General features: G+C 66.9%; 23 protein-coding genes. 8 read left to right on the forward strand and 15 right to left on the reverse strand.

The window, feature by feature from the left end; translation table 11 throughout:
* Nucleotides 1–2: 2 nt before the first annotated feature.
* From AC1MED_RS01235 to AC1MED_RS01245, 3 genes are all read right to left on the reverse strand, one after another.
* Nucleotides 3–227: a DUF2188 domain-containing protein gene (locus AC1MED_RS01235; RefSeq protein ID WP_479785027.1), complete on the reverse strand. Its 225-nt coding sequence runs from the start codon at nucleotides 225–227 to the stop codon at nucleotides 3–5.
* Nucleotides 228–328: 101 nt separating this feature from the next.
* Nucleotides 329–1,039 carry a DUF6766 family protein gene (locus AC1MED_RS01240; protein WP_479785029.1) on the reverse strand — a complete coding sequence of 237 codons (711 nt, stop codon included), beginning with the start codon at nucleotides 1,037–1,039 and terminating at the stop codon, nucleotides 329–331.
* A gap of 3 nt (nucleotides 1,040–1,042) precedes the next feature.
* On the reverse strand, nucleotides 1,043–1,534 hold the full coding sequence (locus AC1MED_RS01245; RefSeq protein WP_346958663.1) for a DUF6328 family protein: 492 nt from the start codon (nucleotides 1,532–1,534) through the stop codon (nucleotides 1,043–1,045).
* Between the two features lie 101 nt (nucleotides 1,535–1,635).
* Here AC1MED_RS01245 and AC1MED_RS01250 point away from each other — a divergent pair, with 101 nt between their 5' ends.
* Together AC1MED_RS01250 and AC1MED_RS01255 are read left to right on the forward strand one after the other, a co-directional pair.
* The gene (locus AC1MED_RS01250; RefSeq protein ID WP_479785031.1) at nucleotides 1,636–2,532 is read left to right on the forward strand and encodes an SDR family oxidoreductase; all 897 of its coding nucleotides are present in this window, start codon (nucleotides 1,636–1,638) and stop codon (nucleotides 2,530–2,532) included.
* A 64-nt stretch (nucleotides 2,533–2,596) separates the two neighbouring features.
* On the forward strand, nucleotides 2,597–3,130 hold the full coding sequence (locus AC1MED_RS01255) for a hypothetical protein (RefSeq protein WP_479785033.1): 534 nt from the start codon (nucleotides 2,597–2,599) through the stop codon (nucleotides 3,128–3,130).
* Between the two features lie 80 nt (nucleotides 3,131–3,210).
* Here the strand turns inward: AC1MED_RS01255 and AC1MED_RS01260 are convergent, their stop codons facing one another.
* The 10 genes from AC1MED_RS01260 to AC1MED_RS01305 form a co-directional block, all read right to left on the reverse strand.
* Entirely contained in the window at nucleotides 3,211–4,416 is a 1,206-nt protein-coding gene (locus AC1MED_RS01260; RefSeq protein WP_479786735.1) for an IS30 family transposase, read from the reverse strand.
* 338 nt (nucleotides 4,417–4,754) lie between these two features.
* A complete protein-coding gene (locus AC1MED_RS01265) occupies nucleotides 4,755–6,110 on the reverse strand; it encodes a uracil-xanthine permease family protein (RefSeq protein WP_479785034.1) in 1,356 nt (451 codons plus the stop codon).
* Nucleotides 6,111–6,214: 104 nt separating this feature from the next.
* A complete protein-coding gene (arfB, locus tag AC1MED_RS01270) occupies nucleotides 6,215–6,637 on the reverse strand; it encodes an alternative ribosome rescue aminoacyl-tRNA hydrolase ArfB (RefSeq protein ID WP_346960952.1) in 423 nt (140 codons plus the stop codon).
* Between the two features lie 50 nt (nucleotides 6,638–6,687).
* Nucleotides 6,688–6,891: a hypothetical protein gene (locus tag AC1MED_RS01275; protein ID WP_479785036.1), complete on the reverse strand. Its 204-nt coding sequence runs from the start codon at nucleotides 6,889–6,891 to the stop codon at nucleotides 6,688–6,690.
* Nucleotides 6,892–6,987: 96 nt separating this feature from the next.
* The gene (locus AC1MED_RS01280; protein WP_479785038.1) at nucleotides 6,988–8,274 is read right to left on the reverse strand and encodes an NAD(P)/FAD-dependent oxidoreductase; all 1,287 of its coding nucleotides are present in this window, start codon (nucleotides 8,272–8,274) and stop codon (nucleotides 6,988–6,990) included.
* A 120-nt stretch (nucleotides 8,275–8,394) separates the two neighbouring features.
* Complete coding sequence (locus tag AC1MED_RS01285; protein ID WP_479785040.1) at nucleotides 8,395–8,646, reverse strand: hypothetical protein; 252 nt, start codon at nucleotides 8,644–8,646, stop codon at nucleotides 8,395–8,397.
* A 371-nt stretch (nucleotides 8,647–9,017) separates the two neighbouring features.
* Nucleotides 9,018–9,677, reverse strand: coding sequence for a class I SAM-dependent DNA methyltransferase (locus AC1MED_RS01290; RefSeq protein ID WP_479785042.1), 660 nt, complete (start codon nucleotides 9,675–9,677; stop codon nucleotides 9,018–9,020).
* Nucleotides 9,678–9,717: 40 nt separating this feature from the next.
* Nucleotides 9,718–10,824, reverse strand: a complete 1,107-nt coding sequence (locus AC1MED_RS01295; RefSeq protein WP_479785044.1) for a multicopper oxidase domain-containing protein — start codon at nucleotides 10,822–10,824, stop codon at nucleotides 9,718–9,720.
* Between the two features lie 552 nt (nucleotides 10,825–11,376).
* Complete coding sequence (locus tag AC1MED_RS01300; protein ID WP_479785045.1) at nucleotides 11,377–13,080, reverse strand: HNH endonuclease signature motif containing protein; 1,704 nt, start codon at nucleotides 13,078–13,080, stop codon at nucleotides 11,377–11,379.
* 512 nt (nucleotides 13,081–13,592) lie between these two features.
* A complete protein-coding gene (locus AC1MED_RS01305) occupies nucleotides 13,593–14,063 on the reverse strand; it encodes an N-acetyltransferase family protein (protein WP_479785047.1) in 471 nt (156 codons plus the stop codon).
* A gap of 249 nt (nucleotides 14,064–14,312) precedes the next feature.
* Between AC1MED_RS01305 and AC1MED_RS01310 the strand changes: the two genes are divergently transcribed.
* The 5 genes from AC1MED_RS01310 to AC1MED_RS01330 all read left to right on the forward strand — a co-directional run bounded on the left by AC1MED_RS01310 (nucleotide 14,313) and on the right by AC1MED_RS01330 (nucleotide 18,481).
* A complete protein-coding gene (locus tag AC1MED_RS01310; RefSeq protein WP_479785049.1) occupies nucleotides 14,313–14,891 on the forward strand; it encodes a flavodoxin domain-containing protein in 579 nt (192 codons plus the stop codon).
* Nucleotides 14,892–15,074: 183 nt separating this feature from the next.
* Complete coding sequence (locus AC1MED_RS01315) at nucleotides 15,075–15,815, forward strand: phosphotransferase (protein ID WP_479785050.1); 741 nt, start codon at nucleotides 15,075–15,077, stop codon at nucleotides 15,813–15,815.
* A gap of 151 nt (nucleotides 15,816–15,966) precedes the next feature.
* The gene (locus tag AC1MED_RS01320; RefSeq protein ID WP_346958357.1) at nucleotides 15,967–16,572 is read left to right on the forward strand and encodes a malonic semialdehyde reductase; all 606 of its coding nucleotides are present in this window, start codon (nucleotides 15,967–15,969) and stop codon (nucleotides 16,570–16,572) included.
* A 48-nt stretch (nucleotides 16,573–16,620) separates the two neighbouring features.
* Nucleotides 16,621–17,211 carry a hypothetical protein gene (locus AC1MED_RS01325; protein WP_479785052.1) on the forward strand — a complete coding sequence of 197 codons (591 nt, stop codon included), beginning with the start codon at nucleotides 16,621–16,623 and terminating at the stop codon, nucleotides 17,209–17,211.
* Nucleotides 17,212–17,314: 103 nt separating this feature from the next.
* Entirely contained in the window at nucleotides 17,315–18,481 is a 1,167-nt protein-coding gene (locus tag AC1MED_RS01330; protein WP_479785054.1) for a GGDEF domain-containing protein, read from the forward strand.
* 10 nt (nucleotides 18,482–18,491) lie between these two features.
* Here the strand turns inward: AC1MED_RS01330 and pgm are convergent, their stop codons facing one another.
* Nucleotides 18,492–20,153 carry a phosphoglucomutase (alpha-D-glucose-1,6-bisphosphate-dependent) gene (pgm, locus tag AC1MED_RS01335; protein ID WP_479785056.1) on the reverse strand — a complete coding sequence of 554 codons (1,662 nt, stop codon included), beginning with the start codon at nucleotides 20,151–20,153 and terminating at the stop codon, nucleotides 18,492–18,494.
* A gap of 132 nt (nucleotides 20,154–20,285) precedes the next feature.
* Here pgm and AC1MED_RS01340 point away from each other — a divergent pair, with 132 nt between their 5' ends.
* Nucleotides 20,286–20,747, forward strand: coding sequence for a DUF4190 domain-containing protein (locus tag AC1MED_RS01340; RefSeq protein ID WP_479785057.1), 462 nt, complete (start codon nucleotides 20,286–20,288; stop codon nucleotides 20,745–20,747).
* Here AC1MED_RS01340 and AC1MED_RS01345 read toward each other — a convergent pair.
* Nucleotides 20,737–21,597: a phosphotransferase gene (locus AC1MED_RS01345; RefSeq protein WP_479785058.1), complete on the reverse strand. Its 861-nt coding sequence runs from the start codon at nucleotides 21,595–21,597 to the stop codon at nucleotides 20,737–20,739. The genes AC1MED_RS01340 and AC1MED_RS01345 overlap by 11 nt on opposite strands.
* Nucleotides 21,598–21,599: the final 2 nt, after the last annotated feature.

The following is a 21,599-nucleotide window of genomic DNA, read 5'->3' on the forward strand; positions in this document are numbered from 1 at the left end:
GACTAGCCCCGGACGTTTGCGGGGTCGTTGCCGTAGCTGTTCTTGCTGGCGATCTGCCCGTCCTGGTTCTTGATGACGTGCTCAACCTCGTCCTGTTTGGCGGCTTCCCGGCCCTCGGCGACCGCCTCGTCTTTCGTTCCGCTGGTGGAAAAAGCGCGCCCGGTTCCTTCGCGCTTGTTCTTCCACACGCCGTCTTCGTAGTACGTCTCGATATCGCCCTTGGCCATGGAAAGCTCCTTCTTGATCACGGTCTGCTGACAACGGTCACGCTACACAAGACGGGCCACGCAATGGGGCAAGCGCTGCCGAAAGGCGCGCCCGCCCGAGGTCAGGCCCCGGTTTCGTAGTGCGGTTCGGCGACGGGCTTGGACTCCGGTGAGCCCTTTTCCCGCAGGTAGACGGAGGCGCCCACCAGCACCGCGACGGCCAGGAACTCGCTTTGCCAGTTCTGGAACGACTCGAACCAGAATCGGCTCGTCGCGAGATAGCCCAGGACACTGACCGGCGGCTGGCCGTGCGCCTGCTGCTCCTCGCTGTATTCCTCGCTGCCGCCAACAGCGTGGAGTCCCACCGACATCAGGAACAACAACAGGAACATAATGGAGAGCGAGTGTTCATAAAGCTTGAGCATCCATCCGCCACGGCGCACCGGCCAGGGTGTCGCCGCCTTGATCGGGGCGTCCCGCGGATCCTCATCCTGCGGGGCCTTTTTGTTCATCGGCTTGGACTCCGAGGAACCCTTCTGGAAGAGGAACACCGTCAGGATGACGTACATGCCCATCTGGAGGAACTCCGACTCCCAGTTTTCGAACGTCGCCTCCAGGAAGGCGCCCGTGCCCAGATACTCGAAGATTCCCACGGCGGACTGGCCGTGGGCGAGCTGGTCCTCGCTGTAATCGGCCGCGCCGCTGACGACCATGCCGCCGAAGAAGACAACAAAGAGTCCAGTGTTGGCTAGCAGCAGTCCGTGTTCCTTGGCCCACTTGCGCATCTTTGCTCCCGGCTCTGGGTGGTTGGTGTGACGTGTGGTTTCCGTCAAGGCCTAGTCCTGGCGGGCCCGGTGGCGAAGCATGTTGGGAATCAGCACCAGCAGGACCAACAGTACGGCGAGCAGGGCGGCGCCGGCCGTAAGCCCGGCGGCACGTCCGGCCGTCACATCGAAGACGAGCGCGGAGGTGCCCACGCTCAAGAGCGCGACGCCGGCCAGTGCCACTTTCGCGATGCGGTCCGCGCTGGCCACCAGGGTGTCCTTGAGCCCTTTGCGGAAGAGCCGCCGGTGCGTGCTGACCGGCAACAGGATCAGTGCGGTGGTCAGCGCCGCCAGGATGACGTTGGCGAGATAGAGCGTCACCTGGAAGTCGTCCAGCGTCTCGAAACGGCTCTGGAACGGCAGGGTCAGCAGGAAGCCCGCGAGGATCTGCACGCCGGTCTGCAGCACCCGCAACTCCTGCAGGAGCTCCGCCCAGTTGCGGTCCATCTTCTCGTCGAAGCTCTCGTCCCGGTCGTCTTTGCGGGTCTCCTCGGCGTTTGGCATCATCGCTCCTAACGTGGATCAAAACTTGGTACTAAGCTTACTGACGATTTTCGGGTACGGTGGAGGAACAGGAAAACCGACACATTTGGGTAGGTGGACTATTGAGCAACTCTAAACAGCAGGACCAGCCAAAAGACCCCAGGGGCGGCTACCACGCCGGGCCCTTTCCCGAGCAGGTCCAGGAACAGCCCGGACTCACAGCTCCGATGGAGCCAAAACCCGATCACGGCGAGCACAGTTATGAGGGCAGCGCGGCGCTGAGTGGCAAAGCTGCGCTGATCACTGGCGGGGACTCCGGAATCGGTAAGGCAGTGGCGATCGCCTTTGCCCGCGAAGGTGCCGACGTCGCCATCTCCTACCTCCCGGAAGAGGAGGACGATGCCCGGGATACGGCCGAGTGGATCCGGAAAGCCGGCCGCAAGGCGCTCCTTCTCCCGGGCGACGGGCGCAGCGAGGAGTTTGCCGCGAAGATCGTCGAGGATGCGCTGGCAGAGTTCGGACGGCTCGACGTCCTGGTGCTGAATGCGGCTTACCAAAAGAACCGCGAGAGCTTCGAAACGTTGCCCACCGAAGAGTTCGACCGGGTCTTCAAGACCAACCTGTACTCCCTTATGTGGACCGCGCGCGCGGCGGTCCCGCATTTGAAGCCGGGTGCGTCCATCATCACGACGGCGTCGATCCAGGCCTTCAATCCGTCGCCGGAGCTCATCGACTACGCCATGACCAAGGCGGCCCAGGTGGCCTTCACCAAGGCCTTGGCTCAGGAATTGGGACCGAAGGGCATCCGGGTCAATGCCGTGGCTCCCGGCCCCATCTGGACGCCGCTGATTCCGGCGACTGAATGGCCGGACAAGCTCCCCAGCTTCGGCCAGGACACGCCCCTTGGCCGCGCCGGCCAGCCCGCGGAGCTCGCCCCGGCCTACGTGCTGCTCGCGTCCGACCACGGGTCCTATATTTCCGGTGCGGTGCTGCCAGTGACTGGCGGCAAGGGCCTGTGAACAACCCCCTAGATCCGACCATCCAGATTCGACCGGCCACATGCCAGGAAGCAGGAGGAACGACATGACTGAGGAAAACCACCAGGGACGCGCCGTTGAGGAAGAAGCAGGCGGCTACGGCACCCCCACCGCGGAGCAGGAACTGCCGGACGGGGACGCGAAGACCTTCGCCCAGCCGCGCGACGAGGAGGCCTTCGACGCCGCGGGCCTCAACCAGGACAGCCCGGACGGCGAGACGTACCCGGCCGGAGCGCCGGACCTGAGCCAGTTCGGCGCCGAAGACCAGGACAGTGCAGGAGAACCCGGAGCCGGACGCTTCGGAGGAACAGAGGAACAGATGAACGCGGAAAACGAAAGCATCGACGCCGGCTTCGAGCCGGGCAACGAAGCGGCAGCCGAAAGCGGCGGCGCTGTGCCCTCCTCGGAAGCGGATATGGACGCGGCCAACACCGAAGAGCCCGAGCCGGGCCGGCCGTTCTCCTCCGAATCCGGCCAGGACGCCGCCGGGATTCCGGACGGCAGCGGCACGGACCTGCCGGACGAGCAGTCACCCAAGGACCGCGGCCGCGATGACGCAGAGTCGTTCGACGCCGGCTAGACGTAACTAGACCGCCGTCTTCACACGAAAGGCCGGCGCCCTGCCAGGCGCTTTCTAGGGGTCGTTGCAACACCTGTTGGTTAGGTGGTTAGTAGTAAATCACGCAAACGCTCGGCTGGAGTTTTCCAGCCGAGCGTTTTGCGTGGGCGGCCGTTGAGTTCCTGGGCGACGTGTTCGAGGTCTTCGGGTCCGTAAACGGAGAGATCAGTGCCTTTGGGGAAGTACTGGCGCAGCAGCCCGTTGGTGTTCTCGTTGGAGCCTCGTTGCCATGGGCTTGCGGGGTCGCAGAAGTAGACCTGCATGTCGGTGGCCATGGTGAAGGATTTGTGTCCTGCCATTTCGGCCCCCTGGTCCCAGGTCAGAGAGCCGCGCAGATGCTCCGGGAGCGTTGCCATGGTCTTGATTAGTCCGTCGCGGACTGTCTCGGCGGTGTGGTCATTCGGGAGGTGAACGAGCATCACGTAGCGGGTGGTGCGTTCGACCAGGGTCGCGATCGCTGACTGGTTGTGAGCGCCGGTGATGAGGTCTCCTTCCCAGTGGCCTGGGATGGCGCGGTCCTCAATTTCCGGCGGGCGCTCGGAAATCGTGACCATCGGGTCCACAAACCTCGGGGTTCGCTGCTCACCGCTTTTCTGAGGTTTGCGGCGGGTCCGGCCGGTGCGGAGCGCTGCCTGCACCTCACGTTTGAGCCCTCCTCGCGCTTGGATGTAGAGGGCCTGATAAATCGTCTCTGGGCTCACGCGCATCTCCGGGTTGTCGGGGAACTCTTCGACCAGCGTGCGGCTGATTTGTTCCGGTGACCAGCGTATGAGCAGTTTGCCCTTCACGTAGTCGCGCAGGTCCGAGTCGACGGAGAGTTTGGCTGTTTTCGGCCGTGCCCGCCGGGCAGCGGCTTTCCGGTGAGCCCCGTGGGGCAGGTAGCTCATCACCGCGTCGGTGTTCCGGCGCAGCTCGCGGCTGATCGATGACGGTGCACGGCCCAGAGTTAGTGCGATTGCCCTGATCGAGGACCCTGCGGCCTGCAGATCCCTGATCAGTTCCCGCTCCTGCACATTCAGGAACCGCGGATCGATGGGCTTCTCCAGCGCCGACACCGGCATCGGAGGAATGTGCACCATTCCGGGCGCAGCAGCGGGCGTGGTCATTGTGGTCACACCTTGTTTGTAATCGACTAGGCGCCCATCCGAGTAAATGCGTCGACCGTTGGACTTACGGATCCCGAGGTCCCACTCCGCCGCGGTCTTAGGATGCACGCCTACCGCCGAGGCCGCCTCCCGCCGGTTCACGCCGGTACCGCGCAGCCGGAAGTACTCATCCCGCCCCGGGTGAGGAGAAGCCCCCGGTTTCCCATGACTTTTCAAGCCGGCTTTACGGACCCAGGCGGCGCAGGTGTCGGGACTGAATCCGAGTTCCCTGGCCGCTGCCCGCGTGTTCTTCAGCCGATCGAACACGATGAAGAACTGATCCTTCTGGTCCTGCGTGTATTTCTTGCTGGCTCGTGGTTTCCCCGTTAACGACGACACGGTCGTTGCAACTCCCAAAAGTTCTGGGTGTTGCAACGACCGCTAGAAGCCAAGCCACCACATGGTGGCAGGGCGCCGGCCTTTCTGTGCGGCGGCGGCGGTTAGCGGCGCTTCTTGGGCGCGCGCTTCGCGGCGGCGTTGACCGCGGCTTTGACGGCCCCGACGGCGGCTGCGTCCTCGGTTTCCGGTTCGGCCACGGTGCCGCGGGCCTTCGCGATGGCTTTCATGCCGTGGTAGATCACCAGGGCGGCGGCGGAGCCCAGCGCGATGCCGGTGAACTTCAGGTCCCCGATCGTCCAGGTGTAATCCGCGATGCCAACGATCAGGGCTACGGCGGCGGTGGTGAGGTTGATCGGGTTCGAGAAGTTCACCTTGTTCTGCACCCAGATCTTCACGCCCAGGACACCGATCATGCCGTAGAGCATGGTCGCAGCGCCGCCAAGCACACCGGCCGGGACGGTGGCGATCAGTTCGCCGAACTTCGGCGAGAAGCTCAGCACAACGGCGAAGATGCCGGCCACCCAGTACGCCGCCGTCGAATAGACCTTCGTTGCGGCCATCACGCCAATGTTTTCGGCGTAGGTGGTGGTGCCGGATCCGCCGCCCAGGCCCGCGAGGACGGTCGCGGCGCCGTCGGCCATCAGCGCACGTCCCGAGACGCCGTCGAGGTTCTGCCCGGTCATGGCGGACACCGACTTAACGTGGCCGATGTTCTCCGCCACGAGCACCAGCACCACCGGCACGAACAGGCCCACAACGCCGAGGTGGAATTCGGGGGTCTGGAAGTGCGGGAGCCCGACCCAGGCGGCGGCGTCGACCTTGGCGAAGTTGACCTCGCCACGGATCATCGCGACGAGGTAGCCCACCACGACGCCGACCAGGATGCTCAGGCGGCCCAGGATGCCGCGGAAGAAGACGCTGACCACGATGATCACGGCGAGGGTGATCAGGGCGGTGATGGGGGCGGCGTCGAAGTTGTTCTTGGCGGCGGGGGCCAGGTTCAGGCCGATCAGCCCCACAATGGCGCCGGTGACGATCGGGGGCATGAGCCGGTTGATCCAGCCCGCACCGAACTTCTGCACGACGGCGCCAATGATGGCCAGTCCGACGCCGGCCAGCACCACGCCGCCCAGCGCGCCGGGGATTCCGAACTGCTGCTGCGAGGCCATGATCGGGGCGATGAAGGCGAACGAGGAGCCGAGGTAGCTGGGCACCCGGCCCTTGGTGATGACCAGGAACAGCAGGGTGCCGATGCCGGAGAAGAAGAGAGTGGTGGCCGGCGGCATGCCCGTGATGATCGGGACCAGGAAGGTGGCGCCGAACATGGCGACCACGTGCTGCATGCCTACCCCGATGGTCAGGGGCCACGCGAGGCGCTCATCCGGCCTAACGACCTCGCCGGGGCGGATGGACCTGCCGTTTCCGTGGATCTTCCATTTGGTGCCGAGCATGCTCATTGCAGCGAGCCTTTCAAGAATGTGTGGCGGGACCGGGAAGGAATCTTCCGGTGCCACTTTACCGCGCCGGCCGGGCCCGCCCCGCTGAGAGCCCCGCGATGGCGCTACTCGGCGGACGGCCGCCTGCGCTGCCGTTTCGTCTCCGACCGCTGCCCCTTCGCGGCCAGGCGCCGCCGGTTCGACCCGCGGGTGGGTTTGGTAGGCCGGCGTCGGGGACCGTCCGGCGCCAGGGCCTCCGCGACCAGATCGGCGAGTTTCACCAGGGCGGTTTCGCGGTTGCGCAGCTGGGAGCGCTGCTCGGAGGCGGTCACGGTGATCACTCCGGCGACCAGGCGTGATCCGAGGCGGGTCACCAGCATCAGCCGCTGGCCCTCGGAGAGCACCGCAGAGGTGCCGATGTCCCAGGACAGTTCGACGCGGCTGTCAGTGGTGTTGACGTGTTGACCGCCCGGACCGGACGAACGGGAAAACCTCCAGCGCAGTTCTGCCGCCGGGATGGTGAGCGCGGGGGACACCTCCAAATCCATGTACCCAGCGTTTCACGATCCGGGCGGGATGGAGCACTTCGCTGTTTGCGCTAACTTTCGTCGCGGGTCTGGAACTCCTCGTCCAGCTCATAGTGCCGGAATTCCGTTTCCGGGTTTGGCTCGCCCTCTCCAATGATCTCAACGTCCAGCTGGCGCTGGATCTGGCTGTCGAGGACCTGCAGCTCCTGGTCCTCGACGGCAGTCAGATCTTCCGGAAACTCTTCGTCCGGGGTGAGACGCAGATTGTCGCTCATCATGCCTCCGTGCCGCCATGCCGGGGATCTGCGCCCGGCCCTGAGTGTCCGATCCTACAGGGAGATTGCGCGTCCGGGACAGCGCCGTCAGGTGGGCTAGCGGCCGGGCTGCGGGTCGCGCCCGGTGCCCTTGTCTAGGCCGCGCTCCGTTCCTCCGACGACCACCTGCGCCGGGCTGTGGAAGATGTAGCCGTTGAGCCAGGAAAACAGCGCGCGGACCTTCTGCTGGGTTCCGGAAAGGAGGGCCAGGTGCACCAGGAGCCAGGACAGGAACGCCAGGGGTCCCTGGAGCTGGAGCCGTTTGCGGCCAAGCTCCGCGACAGCGGCGCCCCGTCCGATCATCGCCATGTATCCCTTGTCGGTGTAATGAAACGGTTGCCGGGTGCCGCCGGTGATGTCCGCGTAGATGTTGCGGGCGGCCCAGTTCCCGGCCTGCTGGGCGACTGAGCCCAGCTGCGGCAGTTTGGCACCGGACGCATCGGTGATGTTGGCCGCGTCGCCAAGCACATAGACACCCTCGGCGCCGGGCGCCGTCAGGTCCGGCCGGACGTCGACGCGTCCTCCTTTGCCCTGCGGCAGTCCGGAGCCGGCCAGGAGGTTGCCCGCCTTGAGCCCACCTGCCCATACGACGATCCGGCTGGGTATCTCGGTTCCGTCCGCCAGCGTCACGCCGTCGGCCCGGACCTCGGTGACGCCGACTCCCATGTGCAGCTGCACCCCGATTTTCTTCAGGCGCTGGGTTGTGTATGCCTGGGACTTCGACGAGAACATGGCGAGCACGCTCGGAACCATGTCCACCAGGTGCACCCGGCACCGCGCTGCGAGCTCGGGGGAGAAGTACTTGGTCACCACGAATTTGATGTTTTCGGCCAGCGCCCCTGCGGTTTCCACCCCGGTCGGGCCTCCGCCGACCACGACGACGTCCACCGGCACGCCGGGCTCCCGGTCGGCCCGGTCAAGCAGCCTGGTCAGGCCGGTGCCGAGCGTGGTCGCGTCGGTGACCGAATACAGGGGCAGCGCGTGGTCTTCCGCGCCGGGGGTGTTGAAAAAGTTCGGTACGGCCCCGACCGCGATGACGAGGATCTGGGCGCTGAACGTCTCGCCGTCAACGGTGGTGACCGCATGGTTTCCGACGTCGACCGACGCGACGTCGGCGGTCAGCACCCGCACGCTTCGGAGCCGCCGGACTACGGAACGGATTGGCCGGGTCACGGCCGAGACCCCGATCTGCGAGGTGGCCACCTGATAGAGCAGCGGCTGGAACTGGTGGTAGTTATTTGAGTCGATGAGCAGTACGCGGACGCCCTTCCGACCGAGTTCTTTGGCGGCCGTTAGACCCGCGAATCCGGCACCGACCACAATGACCTGGTACGTGTCCTCCATCCGAGCAACCTACTCCTCCCGCGGCCCGGGCAACAGTGCCTACGGAAACCGTGGCCCCGGACTCAGCCCCTGAGTCCGTGTGGCGCCCGCAACTCCGTCACAGGAACACCGGGGCGGGCCTCACCTTCGCCAACGAAGGGCCGCACGGACTGCCGCGGTCGCCAGAACGGCGGCCAGGGCTGCCGCGGAAAAACGCAGCAGCCCGCGCAGGGAGGTGTCGGCAGCCCGGGGTGTGGGGGCAACCGCGCCGTGTCCTGAATCTGCACCGGGTATGGATTCCCGGAGCAGCCGGCGCTCGCCGAGCCTGGCCTCGACGAGCCGGTCGGGGGCGGAGGTGATGCTGTCGGCGGCCACTGCGGCGGGGAGATCCACGATGTAAGGCTTGCCATATGACGCTTCCGCTGCCACAGCGTCCAACCAGGGTTCCGGCTGCCGGGACAGTCCCCGTTCTGCGAACGCCGTGGTGAGCATGGCCTTGACCTCCGACAGGGTCTTCCCACGTCCGCGTCTGACTACGTCAAAGATCGCTAGTTGTCGTTGGACGTTATCCGGATTGGCCGGCGTAGGCTGCTGCACGGCGGGGCCTCCTCTGTATTGACGGCTTGCTGGTCCTGGGGCGAGGGTGAGCGCCTTGCATCAGCCCGTTCATTGACGCTGACGCTGCTCTTCCGTCAGTCTGCGGCATCGGCCGCTCTCCGGCAATGGCGACAGGTACGGGACGGGCCGGCTCACTGGCACCAGCTTCACGGTAACGGGGCCGGCGGTTTGGCCACAAGGAGGACCGCCTGCGGGTCTTTTTCCATGGACCGGGCCGCGCGGAGCAGTTGCGCGCGCAATACGAAGCCCTGTTCCGTGAAACGGAGGGCCACGTCGTCGGGCGCGTGCAGTTCTGCCCGGAGTTCGACGTCGTGCCCGTAGGCGCGCTCGATGGTGCGGCGGCCGCTGCCGGCCTGGAAAGCGATAAGCGCCAGGCCGCCGGGACGGAGCACCCGCCAGAACTCGCGGGCGATCGCGGGCAAGGCTGTTGGGGAGGAATGGATTATGGAGTACCAGGCGAGGATGCCGGCCGCGGCGCCGTCGTCGGCGGGGAGGTCAGCCAGCTCGCCGACGTCGAACGTGAGAGCGGGGTGAAGCCGCCGAGCGGTCTGGACCATTACCCGCGAGAGATCCACTCCGGTGACCACCAGTCCAGCGTCGCTGAGGTGCGCGCTCATCCGGCCGGCGCCGCATCCGGCGTCGATTACTTTCCGCCCGGGCGCGCAGCGCAGCAGAGCGGAGAACTCGTCGATCATGGCCACATCAAGGGGTGACTCGAAGCTGGTATCGGGAAGCGCCGCCGCATAGGTCTCGGCCAACGCGTCGTAGGCGGATCGGACGTGGGCGAGGGTTCCGGGGTTTGCCATGGTGTGAGCCTACCGATCAGGGACCGCCGCCCCGGTCCTTTTAGGGCGTATGGGCGGTATGGCTGCCGTTCCCGCTGCCGGGGCTCGCCGCGTCAACCACCCGGTAACGGACCGACATCCCGGCGCTGAGGTGGTCGTTGACGTGGCAGTGGAACAGCCAGGTGCCGACGTCGTCGGGGACCATATCGGCTACCACCATGCTCGCTGGCAGCAGGTTCACGACGTCGGTGCGCATCCCCAGCGACGTCGCGGTGTTTCCGTGCCAGTGCGGGGTGTGCAGATCGACCTCGGTGCCCATGCCCATGAGGTACCAGCGGATCCGTTCGTCTTTCTTCATGGTCAGCGCATCCAACGGCAGGTTGCCGAAGACATAGCCGTTAATGGAGTGCATCAGGTTGCTTTCGCGGAACTCTTCATTGGCCGGGTCCACGGAACCCGGGGCGCCGGCGAAGCGTCCGATATTGCGTTTCAGGTACGGGCTGGCGTTTTCATCGCTGACCTTGAACTGGACGAAGAATTCCCGGTCGACGTCGTTGGGGGTTCCGTCCGCGCGGGCCGCGTCGGACTTGGTGATGACCATCGGACCGACGAGGCCGGCATAGTCGTCTCCGACCTCGTCCTTGTGCGAGTGGTACATCCACATCACCGAACTCCCGTCCATCGGGCCGGGGCCGGCCCTGTCCGGGACCTTGTAGTTGTAGGTGTAAACGGTTCCCGGCGGGACGGCGTCGTCACCGTGGTCCGACGCCCCGGTGCCATCCTCGTACGGGGCGCCCTCGTTGGCCTTGTCGTAGAACACTCCATGGACGTGCACCGACGCCGGGCGGTCAAGGTTGTTCTTGAAGACCACCTTGATGGTGTCGCCCACGACGCCTCGGATGACCGGGCCGAGCATGCCGAGATGCCTGTCCGCGTCGCTGCGCGGCTTGAGCTTCGTGAAGGACGCGTCCGTGTAGTCACGGTACAGCGACTTCACGTACGTGGTGCCGATCCTCTGCGGGCCCTGCTGTGTGAAGACGGCCGCGGTTTTGTCGAAGGGTGTGCCCGCATTCTGGTTTACTCCGGAAGGCGCATAGTTCCAGTCGACCTCGTCCGCTCCGATGAAGTAGGTCCGGGTCTGTGGAACGTATCGTCCCTCGGCGGGCATTGCCGTCGCCGTACAGCCTGCGAGGGTCACAATCGTAGCCAGAGCCGCGGCCATGGCGACGTAAAGCGCAACCAGAATCCTTCGCGGCCAGAAGAGAGGCCCGCGGCGCGCTTGCTCCAGCGTCATGACATGACTGCCCATTTGTTAGCCTGCCTTCGCTGCCTAACGGAGAGACTTGAGGCTTAGCGACTTAAGCGTAGGACGGAGACCCCGTTAAGCGTAGGGCCGGGACTCCGGATCTTATGGCCAAAGATGTCTCGGGAGCGGGCAGCCGGGCAGAACGGCGACTGTCGCGCGATGAGCCGATGAGCCGATGAGCCGATGAGCCGCTGAGCCGCATGGTCCGGGTCTCGACGACGACGCCGTACCGCTGACGGCGCTGAGCGCCGAAATGCCGCGGCCTGGCTGTCTCCGGTTGCGACCTCGAAGTCGATACGCGGTTCGTCGAAATGCTGAGTCCGCAGCGGAGGGCCGAGGAGCCGGACGGGAACTTGGTTCCAGGCTCGTGACGCCCGGCGCCTGCCCTAACGCACGGGTTGGCGCGCTCCCTCCTCAGCATCTGAAGTAGTGGTTTCTTTGGGGTGTTTGGTGGGGGTCGAGGTGGGGTGGGGGGATGAACCAGGGGATTCCGGTGCGGAGTTGGATGGTCCATTGTTCTTTGTGGATCAGGTGGTGATGGTGGGAGCAGAGGAGGACGCCATTGTCGGTGCTGGTGGTGCCGCCGCGGGACCAGTAGGTGATGTGGTGGGCTTCGCACCAGGTGGCGGGCATGGTGCAGTTGGGGAAGGCGCAGCCTTGGTCGCGGGCGGTGATGGCTTTGCGGATGTGGGGCGGGAAGATCCGGGTGGTGCGGCCGATGTCGAGGATGCGGCCCTGGCTGCCGAGCAGGATGGGGATTATGTCGGCGTCGCAGGCGATTTTGCGGATGGTCGCGGCGGTGACGGAGCCGGTGAAGGCCAGGGTCCCGGTGCCGGTGAACCCGAACGGGCCTGTGCGGCGTCCGCTGGCGTCCCCGGTGCCGGTGAACCCGAACGGCCCGGCGCCGGTCCCGGGGATGCGGCCCCCGGCTCCGGTGAACCCGAACGGACCGGTGCCGCGTCCGCCGGCGCGGGCGTCAACGGCCCTGGCGAACGGGCCTGTCTGGCTGTCGGTGGCAGGGTCAGCGTTGGTGTTGGTGGCGTTTAGGAGGCGTTCGAGGAGGTCGCGGTAGTCGATGGTGACCATGATCTGGGGCCGGTGCCCTCCGGTGGCGGGCAGCCCGCCGGACGCGAGGGCTATTTTGCAGCCGCCGACCAGGCCGTCGAGGTATTTCTGCGGCCGGGACCGCCAGTCCAACCCGCCCGGCACGAACCCCTCCGCCCCGGTAACCTCCCCGGCCACGTCCACCTTCCCGCCGCCGTCCGCCCCGGCCTCCACGCCGCCATCCGCCCGGCCACTGTCTGTGGCGGCCGGGCTGCTGTCGGTGCCTGTCTGGGCGGGGGTGGTGCGGGGGTTGGTGGCGGTGTTCATTACGGTGAGGAGGGTCTCGAATTGTTCGGTGGTGGCGAAGATTTCCAGGTGGTGCAGGCCGTGGCGGGGTTTACGGATGAACGCGCCCTGTAACTGGCGCAGGACCTCCTCGGAAGGTTCGGCGCCGTCCTGGTCGATGGCGTCCAGCCAGCGCCGGGTGACCCGGGCCAGGAAGTCCGGGTCGTGCTCGGCTGCGGTGGCCGTGAGGGAGTGTTCCATCCGGGCGGTCGTGGCCGGGTCGCACAGGGGCCGGACCCGGTCCAGGGCCTGGGCGATGATGGTCGCAGACCGGGACGGCACGGTCCCGGCGGCCACGGCGGCGGCGAGTTCCTCATGCAGCGGCGGGAGGATCTGCCCGGTGATCCCGGTCCGCGGCAGGACCGCGGCGGTCAGGGACAGCCTCCGGTGCGCTTCGGTGCCGGTGATCTGCAACCGGTCCCGCAGGAAGTCCCCGCTCTTGCGGTAACCGTCATCCAGGACCGGGGAGTCCGCGGCGGCGGCTTCCTTCCGGGTGCGGTCCACTGCGGCCGCGCCGACAAGCTGCAGGAACTCCAGCCCTCGGGAGAGTTCCTCGACCCCGGCGGCGTACTCCGCGGCCTCCGCGAACCCGAACCGCGCCGCGTCGCCGATCGCCGTCGCGCACAACTCCCGCACCTGCCCCAGAACACTCCCCAGCGACGGAACCCCCCGCGCAGTATCACCGGCCCGGGAGACCGGAGAAACGCTGAGAGCTGCGCTGGATCCCATGAATCAATCCTGCCGCGGACCTACGACACTAATACCCGCACCAGAAGCCGCCGCAATGAAACAGCCGGCACCATCGCCGTACCGGAGCAACACGCCCCGCGCCACCGGCACCCACCGCGCAGCACCACCGGGCCGACTGGCCGGAGGAATGGCGAGAGCTGCACTGGATCCCATGAACCCATCCAACCAGCGACCTACGACACTAAACGCCGCAACGAAACAGCCGGCAAGACCGCCGCGCAGGAGCAACACGCCCCGCACCACCGGCACCGCTGGACAGCATCACCGGCCCGGGTGGCCGGAGGAATGGCGAGAGCTGCACTCGTTCCCATGAACCCATACAACCAGGGAGCTATGACAGTATTAGCGGCACCCAGTATCGGGCTGCAGCTGTGCTTTGTGGCTGCTACTGACGCCCACGAAACTGTGACGTCGGACGGCGTGGTTACGTCGTCTTGGGGCGGTACTCGCGGCAGCACCCGTTCAGCCGGACCATTTCTGTCCGCGACGCCCTATATCCGCAAATCAAGGGTGAAACCCGGATGGTCCGGAAAGTCGCCGACATGGTCCGCCCGGAAGCCCAGGGCTTCGTAGAAGTCGACCGCCGACGGTCTTGCCTGCCAGTCGAGGATCATCGGCTGGGGCCGGTTTCTCGACCAGCTAAAGATGAAGTTCATCAACGACTTACCCGCGCCGAGCCGCCGCACCTCCGGATCCACGTACAGGTCATGCACCCGGCCCGTAGTAAAGGTTGTGCGTAGGCCCGGTCCGAAGTCCTGAGCCAAGGCGTAGCCGAGCAAGCGGCTGTCCGACTGGGCTACCGCAATGCACCAAGTGTCGTCGGAAACGGCGCTTGCGTAGCGGCTGTCGAAGTCCTGCTGCGGCACATCCCGGGCGCCGGGCGTGAAAGCGATCGACAGCCGTCGAACCTCCCCAGCGTCTTCCGGCGCAGCCGGGCGGACGGTTAAATCCGCAAACATCATTCGCCGGTCCTTCCTCTAGAAATCCCGCGGACTTCCGACCAACATATCGCCCTTGGCCGCCGTCGTCGGCCCTAGACAAGCAGTCCTGTCGCAAGCAAATAGGAGCGGCCGCGCACCACAGGGTCACCGGCGTCGAGTCCTCGCCTTTTGCAACGCGTCCCTGCTATGCCCCCTTGGCGGGACCTATGGCAGGTTACAACCGGCCCGAGCTTCCAACAGACTGGGGCGAGGAAGGTAGGAGGTTCAGCCATGAAGGTTCTCGTTGCCTATGCAAGTGCTCTGGGGTCCACCCGCGAAATTGCCCAACACATAGCTGACCGCATGGCTGTTGCGCTGGGCCCGGTGGAGTGCCGGTCCGTGGAGGAGATCGAGGCTGTCTCCGGCTACGAAGCCGTCGTGGTCGGCAGCGCGATCCACAACCAGGCGTGGCTCCCGCCGGCTTTGATGTTCGTCTCACAGCACGCGCACGAGCTGGCCCAGCGGCCTGTCTGGGCCTTCAGCGTCGGAATGTCCGACGCCCTGCCTAAGCTGTTTCGCAAGCGTGGTGCGCTACTGCAGCAGCAACGCCTGGAACGATCTCAATTTCAGGACGTTCCACTTCGCGGCCACAAAGTCTTGTCGGGTGTCTACGAAGCCGGCCAGATGCCCGCGCCGCTCCGGCTCCTCTTCCGGCTCACCGGCGGTCGCTTCGGGGACCTGCGGGACTGGGCGGCCGTCGACAGCTGGACAGATGAAATCACCGCCCAACTCGCTCAACTCGCCCCGTCCACCCCTTCAGAGGACGCCGACGTCGAGGGTCTCCCGCCAGACCGGCCGACCGGCGGCTGAACGAAATCCGGGCGAAGGGGACGGACCCGGTGAGGGTCCAGACGGTTGAGCACTCCCGCCACGGACAGGCCAGCGCCCACCGCGAGCTCTCGTCCTCCGTCCAGCACGACGACGCCTAGGCGCCCCGGGCGCCGACGGGGCACCGCCGCGGCTGGCCACTGCCCGTCGTCTAGATTTGGATGGATGGGGAACGAAGAGAACCTTACCGGCGGCAATTCCAGCGTCGTGGTGCGCGTGGGGGACACCGTTCGCAGGAATTCGGGGCCGTGGACGCCGGCCGTTCACGCCTTGCTGGACGCGCTTCGTGCCAGCGGAATCAGCCGGGTTCCGGCGGCGGCCGGCCTCGACGAGCAGGGACGCGAGATCCTGTCGTTCCTGCCGGGGGATGTGGTGCAGTATCCGCTGCCGGCATGGATTTGGCACCGCTCGATCCTGCGGGACGCGGCGGCACTGCTCCGGCAGCTGCACGACGCCAGCGTCGAACTGGCCCAGGAGCCGCTGAGCTGGCAGTTGCCAACCCATGAACCGGTTGAGGTGGTCTGTCACAACGACTTCGCCCCCTACAACATGGTGTTCCGGGACAAGCAGTTTGCCGGCGTCTTCGATTTTGATGCGGCGTCGCCCGGGCCGAGGATCTGGGATCTCTGCTACCTGGCCTACCAGCTGGCGCCGCTGATCGAAGGCGGCGGAGCGGGTGCGCCGGAGGGTCCGGAGGTGCTGGCCCGCCTGGATGAACTGATTGCGGCCTACGGTTTCCCCTTCTCTCGCCGGGACGTGCTGGAAACTCTTGGGGCCAGGCTCCGCGAGCTGGCCGACTACTCCGACGGACGGGCGGCCGCGACCGGCCGCCCGGAACTGGACGACCATGCCGCGATGTACCGCCGCGACAGTCTCCGAATGGTGCGGCTCGCGGAACAGGAATGACGACCGGTCCGGACAGTGCCGCCTGAGGTGGTCCTTCCGGGGAAGTGGGCGACGTCACCCGGTGAGCCGGGAAGGAGCCGTCCCGGGCCTCCGTTGAACCTAGGGACAGCAGAAGCGCCCGGACGGGGCGAGCCCAGCGAAAGGGACGCGAATGACGATCGCCCATGAAGAAGCAGTAATCGACGCCGCAGCAGTGGACGCCATCTTTGCCCAGGCGCGCACCGCCAACGCCTTTACCGGGGAAGTCACGGACGAGCAGGCCCGGGCCATTTACGAGCTGACGAAGTTCGGCCCCACCGCTTTCAATTCCCAGCCGCTGCGCGTCACCTATGTCCGCTCGGAGGAGGCCCGCGCCGCGCTGGTGGAAGCACTGTCCGCCGGGAACCGCGCCAAGACGGCGACCGCGCCGCTGGTCGCGATCCTCAGCGTCGATACCGCCTGGCATGAGCAGTGGGATACCTTCCTTCCTGGCTACAACGCCCCCAAAGCCATGTACGACGCCGCCCCGGACCTCGCCGCATCCACCGGGAACGACAACGCCCACCTGCAGGCGGGTTACTTCATCCTCGCCGTACGGTCGCTGGGACTCTCCGCCGGGCCGATGACAGGGGCCGACTTCGGCAAAATCGACACAGCGTTCTTCCCGGACGGCGGCCAGAAGAGCTTCATGGTGGTTAACATCGGCCAGGCCGCCGAGGATGCCTGGGGCGCCCCGAAGCCGAAGTTCGCTTACGAGGACGTTGTTCGCACCGTCTGAGGCCCGCATGTCGCCGCCCGTGTCAGAGGGCGGTGGCAGACTATGCCCATGCGGAACCTGATTGTGGTCGCTTTTCTGGAGCCCGTCACCGAGGGGATGGAATTCCCGCGGGACGCCTGGCCGCTGCACATCACGCTGGTGAAGTTCGACGTCGTCGATCCGCTTCCGGCCGACGCCGACGCCGACGCCGACGCCGGCGACGGTGACGGTGACTACGACGCCGACGCCGGCGGCGGCAAATCTGCTGGCGGCACCGCCGTCGCCGGGGACAGCCTGGCCAGCCAGGTGGCCGGGCGCATGGATGCACCCGTGCGGGCCGCGCTGGGCTCCGCCGTAACCGTTGGATTGGAGGCAGGCTTTGGCCGTGCCGGCTCCATCCCGGTCAGCCTGATCGAACCCAGCGCACCGCTCCAGGCCCTCCACGAAGCCCTCGTCGGAGTCGTCGCGACGCTGCCCGGACGCATCGCCACCCCCGGCTACACCATGGCGGGTTACCGCCCGCACGTGTCGCACCGCGGCGGCAAGGCGCTCCGTGCAGGCGGGCAACTGGCGCTGGACCGTATCGCCCTGGTGGATATGGCCCCCGACGGCGGACACGCCACGCGGCGCGTGCTCCGGCTTTGGGAGGCCACATTGTGAATGAACCTCTTCATTTGCGGCCCAAGGTGCAATACTGGGGTCAAATTGGGACTGACACCGACGAATACTGGGGTCACTGGGTGCGTGCTGGGGGAGCCACAGGATGATGCTTGACACCTCCACGTTGCGTGTCGCCTTGGCGGTCGTGACCCTGACGCTGCTGTGCCTCTTCTACTTCATAACCTACCGGCGGACCCGTTCTCCGTTCAGCGCCTGGTGGTGCTCGGCGCTGTTGCTCTTCCTCACCGGATCCGCGTCCTACCTGCTGGACGGCACCTCCCACCAGGCCTGGGCAAACCCGCTCGGCAACACCCTGCTGGTAGGCGGAGCCGGAGCCATGTGGGCCGGCGCCCGCTCACTGCGCAGCGGAAACCCCCGGCTGTGGTTCCTGCTGGCAGGGCCGGTGGTGACCGGCGTCGTGTCGGTCCTGGACCACCCGGCGACAAACAACTGGTCCGGCGGGCCGGTGCTGCTGGGCATGATGGCGCTGATGCTCGGACTCTCCTCCCGAGAGCTTTTCCTGCTCGACGTCGACTACTCCCGGGTGCACCGCCCGCTCGCCTACGGCTCCGGCCTCCTGACCGTCTTCTACGCGGGCCGGCTGGCCGCGTTTCTCCTGGACGGTCCGGAGGGACCCGTGTTCGTCGCCTATTTCGGGTCGGTGGTGACCACGCTGCTCACCTCGATGGTCCTGGTGCTCGCATCCTTCACCATGGCTGAGCTGAGCAACGAACAGCTGACCCGGGACCTCCGGGCTCGCGCGACGGTTGACGGGCTCACTGGCCTGCTGAACCGGACTGCCTTTATGGACCTGGCCGCGAACGAACTGCGCAGGCTCGGCAACGCCCGGACCACCGCGGCGCTTGTGCTGGCCGACCTGGACCACTTCAAGGCCGTCAACGACCAGTACGGGCACGCCGCCGGGGACGCCGCGCTGCAGGCGTTCGCCGCCGCGTGCACGTCCTCGGTGCGCTCCACCGACCTCGTGGGGCGCTACGGGGGCGAGGAATTCATCCTGCTCCTGCCGGGCGTCTCACCGGAACGCGCCGGGGAAATGGCAGCCACCATCAGCCGCCGGCTGCAGGAGGCGCAGCCCAGCGTCGAAGCCCGGCTGCCCACCGTTAGCTACGGCATCGCCACCACCGGCCCCGGCCGGACTGATCTGGAGGCGCTGGTCGCCTCGGCCGACGCCGCTCTGTACCGCGCAAAGACGCTGGGACGGGACCGGTCCGTGCTGGCCGCCAGCCTCCGCGAGGAGCAGACGGCCTGAGGCCGGCGGGCTAGGAAATCACCCCGTCCACCAGGGCCTTGGCCTCGGCCTGCACCTGCTTGAGGTGCTCCGCGCCCTTGAAGGACTCGGCATAGATCTTGTAGACGTCCTCGGTGCCCGAGGGCCGGGCCGCGAACCATGCGTTCTCGGTGACCACTTTGAGTCCGCCGATGGCCGCGCCGTTGCCGGGCGCCTCGGTCAGCTTCGCGGTGATGGTCTCGCCGGCGAGTTCCGTCGCGGTGACGTCCGCCGGCGAGAGCTTGCCCAGGGCAGCCTTCTGTTCCCGCGTGGCGGCGGCGTCGATGCGTGCGTAAACGGGATCGCCGAACTGGTCGGTGAGGCCCTTGTACAGCTGCGACGGCGACTTGCCGGTGACCGCCGTAATCTCGGAGGCCAGCAGTGCCAGCAGGATGCCGTCCTTATCGGTGGTCCAGACGCTGCCATCCATTTTGTTGAAGGAAGCGCCGGCGGATTCCTCCCCGCCGAAGGCGCCCTCGCCGGACAGCAGCCCGGGCACAAACCATTTGAAGCCGACCGGCACCTCGACGAGCTTCCTGCCAAGGCTTTCGGCAACCCGGTCGATGATGGACGAGGACACCAGGGTCTTGCCGATCACCGACTGCGGGTTCCACCCGCCCCGGTGCCGGTACAGGTAATCGATCGCGACGGCGAGGTAGTGGTTCGGGTTCATCAGCCCGCCATCCGGCGTGACGATGCCGTGCCGGTCGGCGTCGGCGTCATTGCCGGTGGCAACGTCGAAGGGTGCGGACCCGTCCGCACCGACAGCCATGCGGTTGATCAGGGAGGCCATGGCTGAGGGAGAGGAGCAGTCCATCCGGATCTTCTCGTCCCAGTCCAGCGTCATGAAGGCCCACTGCGGGTCCACGGTCGGGTTCACCACGGTGAGGTTCAAATGGTGGCGTTCGCCGATTTCGCCCCAGTAATCCACCGACGCGCCGCCCATGGGGTCGGCGCCGATCCGGACGCCCGCCTCGCGGATCGCGTTCAGGTCCAGCACCGAGGGCAGGTCATCGACGTAGCTGCTCAGGAAGTCGAACTTGCCGGTGGTGTCCGCGGCCATGGCGTCCGCGATGGGAACCCGCTTGACCCCGCGCAGTCCGTTCTCGAGCAGCTCGTTGGCACGGTTGGCGATCCAGCCGGTGGCGTCGGTGTCGGCCGGGCCGCCGTGCGGCGGGTTGTACTTGAAGCCGCCGTCGCCGGGCGGGTTGTGGCTCGGCGTCACCACGATGCCGTCGGCCTGCGGCGCTCCGGCGGCGGAGTTGTTGTTGTGCGTCAGGATGGCGTGGCTCAGCGCCGGGGTGGGCGTGTAGCCGTGGCGGGCGTCGATCAGCACGTGCACGCCGTTCGCGGCGAGGACCTCAAGCGCGGAGTTCTGCGCTGGCTCGCTCAGGGCATGCGTGTCCTTGGCGAGGTACAGCGGCCCGGTGATGCCCTGGCCGGCGCGGTATTCCACGATGGCCTGGGTGATGGCCAGGATATGCGGTTCGTTGAACGATGCCTTGAGGCTCGAACCGCGGTGGCCGGAGGTCCCGAACGCCACCCGCTGGCCTGGGTCCCCCAGATCCGGCGAAACGTCGTAGTACGCGTCCAGGAGCGCAGTGAGGTCAACAAGGTCTTGGGGTTGGGCAACTGTGCCCGCGCGGCTAGCCATGGCTCCAGCATGCCAGACGAGGGGGCCTGGCAACATGATTTCGCTGGAAACGGGCCCGCTGTGACGCTGCAGCTACGGCCGGGAAATCGGCACGGCGCTAGTCTGGACGTATACATGTCAGAGGGGAATTTCATGACCGAGCAGCCCAGGCCCGGGAACGGCGAGGCGTACCGGGGCTACCAGCCGCCGCCGTACCGTCCGCCGTACGGAAGCGACGGCCACGTTCCGCCGATGCCGGCGGGGGCGCCGCACCTGGGGCAGCCGGCGGGCAACTACGACGCCTATGGCCAGCAGGCGGGTCCCTACGCCGACGCCTACGGCCAGCCCTACTACTACGGCGTGGCTCCCGCTCCGAAGGGCCTGAGCATCGCGAGCCTGTGCTGCGGCATCGCGGCTTTCCTGGGCTTCGGCTTCTTCCTGCTCCCGCAGCTGGCCGCCGTCGTCCTCGGTCACCTGGCGCTCAACCGCGAGCCAGGCGGCAAGGGCCTCGCCATCGCGGGCCTGGTCCTCGGTTATGCCGCGATCGCCATCACCCTTTTGGTGGTGGTCACGCTGGGCGTCGCCTTCGCAAACGCGGATTTCATCACCCGCTAAGCGCGGCCACCAGCCGCTCCGCGTTGGCCTCCAGCCAGCCGCGGCGGCGCAGGATCAGTCCGCCCACTCCGTCGTTCCACATCCGGGCCCAGCCCCCGCCGAGCACCGCCGCGTTGTGCCGCATCCGTTCATAGCTCAGCGCCGTTGCCTCGATCCCGAAAGCCGGCAGCGCCAGCCGTTCCTCCTCGCCCCAGCCGTATGCGTCGGCGAAAATCCGGAGCCGCCGCAACGGGTCCGTTCCCTCCCAGCCCGGCCACGCGTCCGCCGGGTCGCGGAGCGGCGCCCAGTGCATGGCGGTATTAAAGGCGTCCTTGAGGGCCGTGCTGGGGCCGGCGAGGTCGAAGTCCACCAGCCCGGCGGCGAGGCCGTCCCGGACCACCACGTTCTGCGGCGTGACGTCAAGGTGGCACACGAGTTCCACAGGATCCTGGCTGACTGCGCCCGCTGGGATAAAGCGGGGCGGAAACGGGTGGGTATCCGGCACAAAACCGGCAGAGGCGGTGTGGAGCCGGCGCAGCAACCGCGCCACCGAGGCCAGCAGCTCCTCGGATTGCACCCAGGTCTCCGGGAGCGGGCCGGCGCACTGCCCCGGCAGGAAGGTCAGCACGTCCCGGCCGTCCGCGTCCCGGCCCAGGTACCGCGGGGAACCGTCAAAACCGGCGTCCTCGAGCCAGTCGAGGTAACCGGCGACGGCGAGGCTCTGCGGCTGGTGCGGGCGGCGGATGGTCCCGCCAACCCGCACCACGCCTTCAGTGACATCGCCCGCAGGCATGAGTTCGACGTCGGACGCCTCGCCGGGGGCGGGGACGTAGACGCGCGCCTCAACCGGCGGGCGATCTCGGGTGCTCATTC

The sequence above is a fragment of the Arthrobacter sp. BI5 genome (assembly GCF_056680065.1).

Coding starts and splice junctions, on each gene's coding strand:
- AC1MED_RS01235 (WP_479785027.1), bottom strand. CDS start 227: ATGGCCAAGGGCGATATCGAGACGTACTACGAAGACGGCGTGTGGAAG.
- AC1MED_RS01245 (WP_346958663.1), bottom strand. CDS start 1,534: ATGCCAAACGCCGAGGAGACCCGCAAAGACGACCGGGACGAGAGCTTC.
- AC1MED_RS01255 (WP_479785033.1), top strand. CDS start 2,597: ATGACTGAGGAAAACCACCAGGGACGCGCCGTTGAGGAAGAAGCAGGC.
- AC1MED_RS01265 (WP_479785034.1), bottom strand. CDS start 6,110: ATGAGCATGCTCGGCACCAAATGGAAGATCCACGGAAACGGCAGGTCC.
- arfB (WP_346960952.1), bottom strand. CDS start 6,637: ATGGATTTGGAGGTGTCCCCCGCGCTCACCATCCCGGCGGCAGAACTG.
- AC1MED_RS01275 (WP_479785036.1), bottom strand. CDS start 6,891: ATGAGCGACAATCTGCGTCTCACCCCGGACGAAGAGTTTCCGGAAGAT.
- AC1MED_RS01280 (WP_479785038.1), bottom strand. CDS start 8,274: ATGGAGGACACGTACCAGGTCATTGTGGTCGGTGCCGGATTCGCGGGT.
- AC1MED_RS01290 (WP_479785042.1), bottom strand. CDS start 9,677: ATGGCAAACCCCGGAACCCTCGCCCACGTCCGATCCGCCTACGACGCG.
- AC1MED_RS01295 (WP_479785044.1), bottom strand. CDS start 10,824: ATGCCCGCCGAGGGACGATACGTTCCACAGACCCGGACCTACTTCATC.
- AC1MED_RS01300 (WP_479785045.1), bottom strand. CDS start 13,080: ATGGGATCCAGCGCAGCTCTCAGCGTTTCTCCGGTCTCCCGGGCCGGT.
- AC1MED_RS01305 (WP_479785047.1), bottom strand. CDS start 14,063: ATGATGTTTGCGGATTTAACCGTCCGCCCGGCTGCGCCGGAAGACGCT.
- AC1MED_RS01310 (WP_479785049.1), top strand. CDS start 14,313: ATGAAGGTTCTCGTTGCCTATGCAAGTGCTCTGGGGTCCACCCGCGAA.
- AC1MED_RS01315 (WP_479785050.1), top strand. CDS start 15,075: ATGGGGAACGAAGAGAACCTTACCGGCGGCAATTCCAGCGTCGTGGTG.
- AC1MED_RS01320 (WP_346958357.1), top strand. CDS start 15,967: ATGACGATCGCCCATGAAGAAGCAGTAATCGACGCCGCAGCAGTGGAC.
- AC1MED_RS01325 (WP_479785052.1), top strand. CDS start 16,621: ATGCGGAACCTGATTGTGGTCGCTTTTCTGGAGCCCGTCACCGAGGGG.
- AC1MED_RS01330 (WP_479785054.1), top strand. CDS start 17,315: ATGATGCTTGACACCTCCACGTTGCGTGTCGCCTTGGCGGTCGTGACC.
- pgm (WP_479785056.1), bottom strand. CDS start 20,153: ATGGCTAGCCGCGCGGGCACAGTTGCCCAACCCCAAGACCTTGTTGAC.
- AC1MED_RS01340 (WP_479785057.1), top strand. CDS start 20,286: ATGACCGAGCAGCCCAGGCCCGGGAACGGCGAGGCGTACCGGGGCTAC.
- AC1MED_RS01345 (WP_479785058.1), bottom strand. CDS start 21,597: ATGAGCACCCGAGATCGCCCGCCGGTTGAGGCGCGCGTCTACGTCCCC.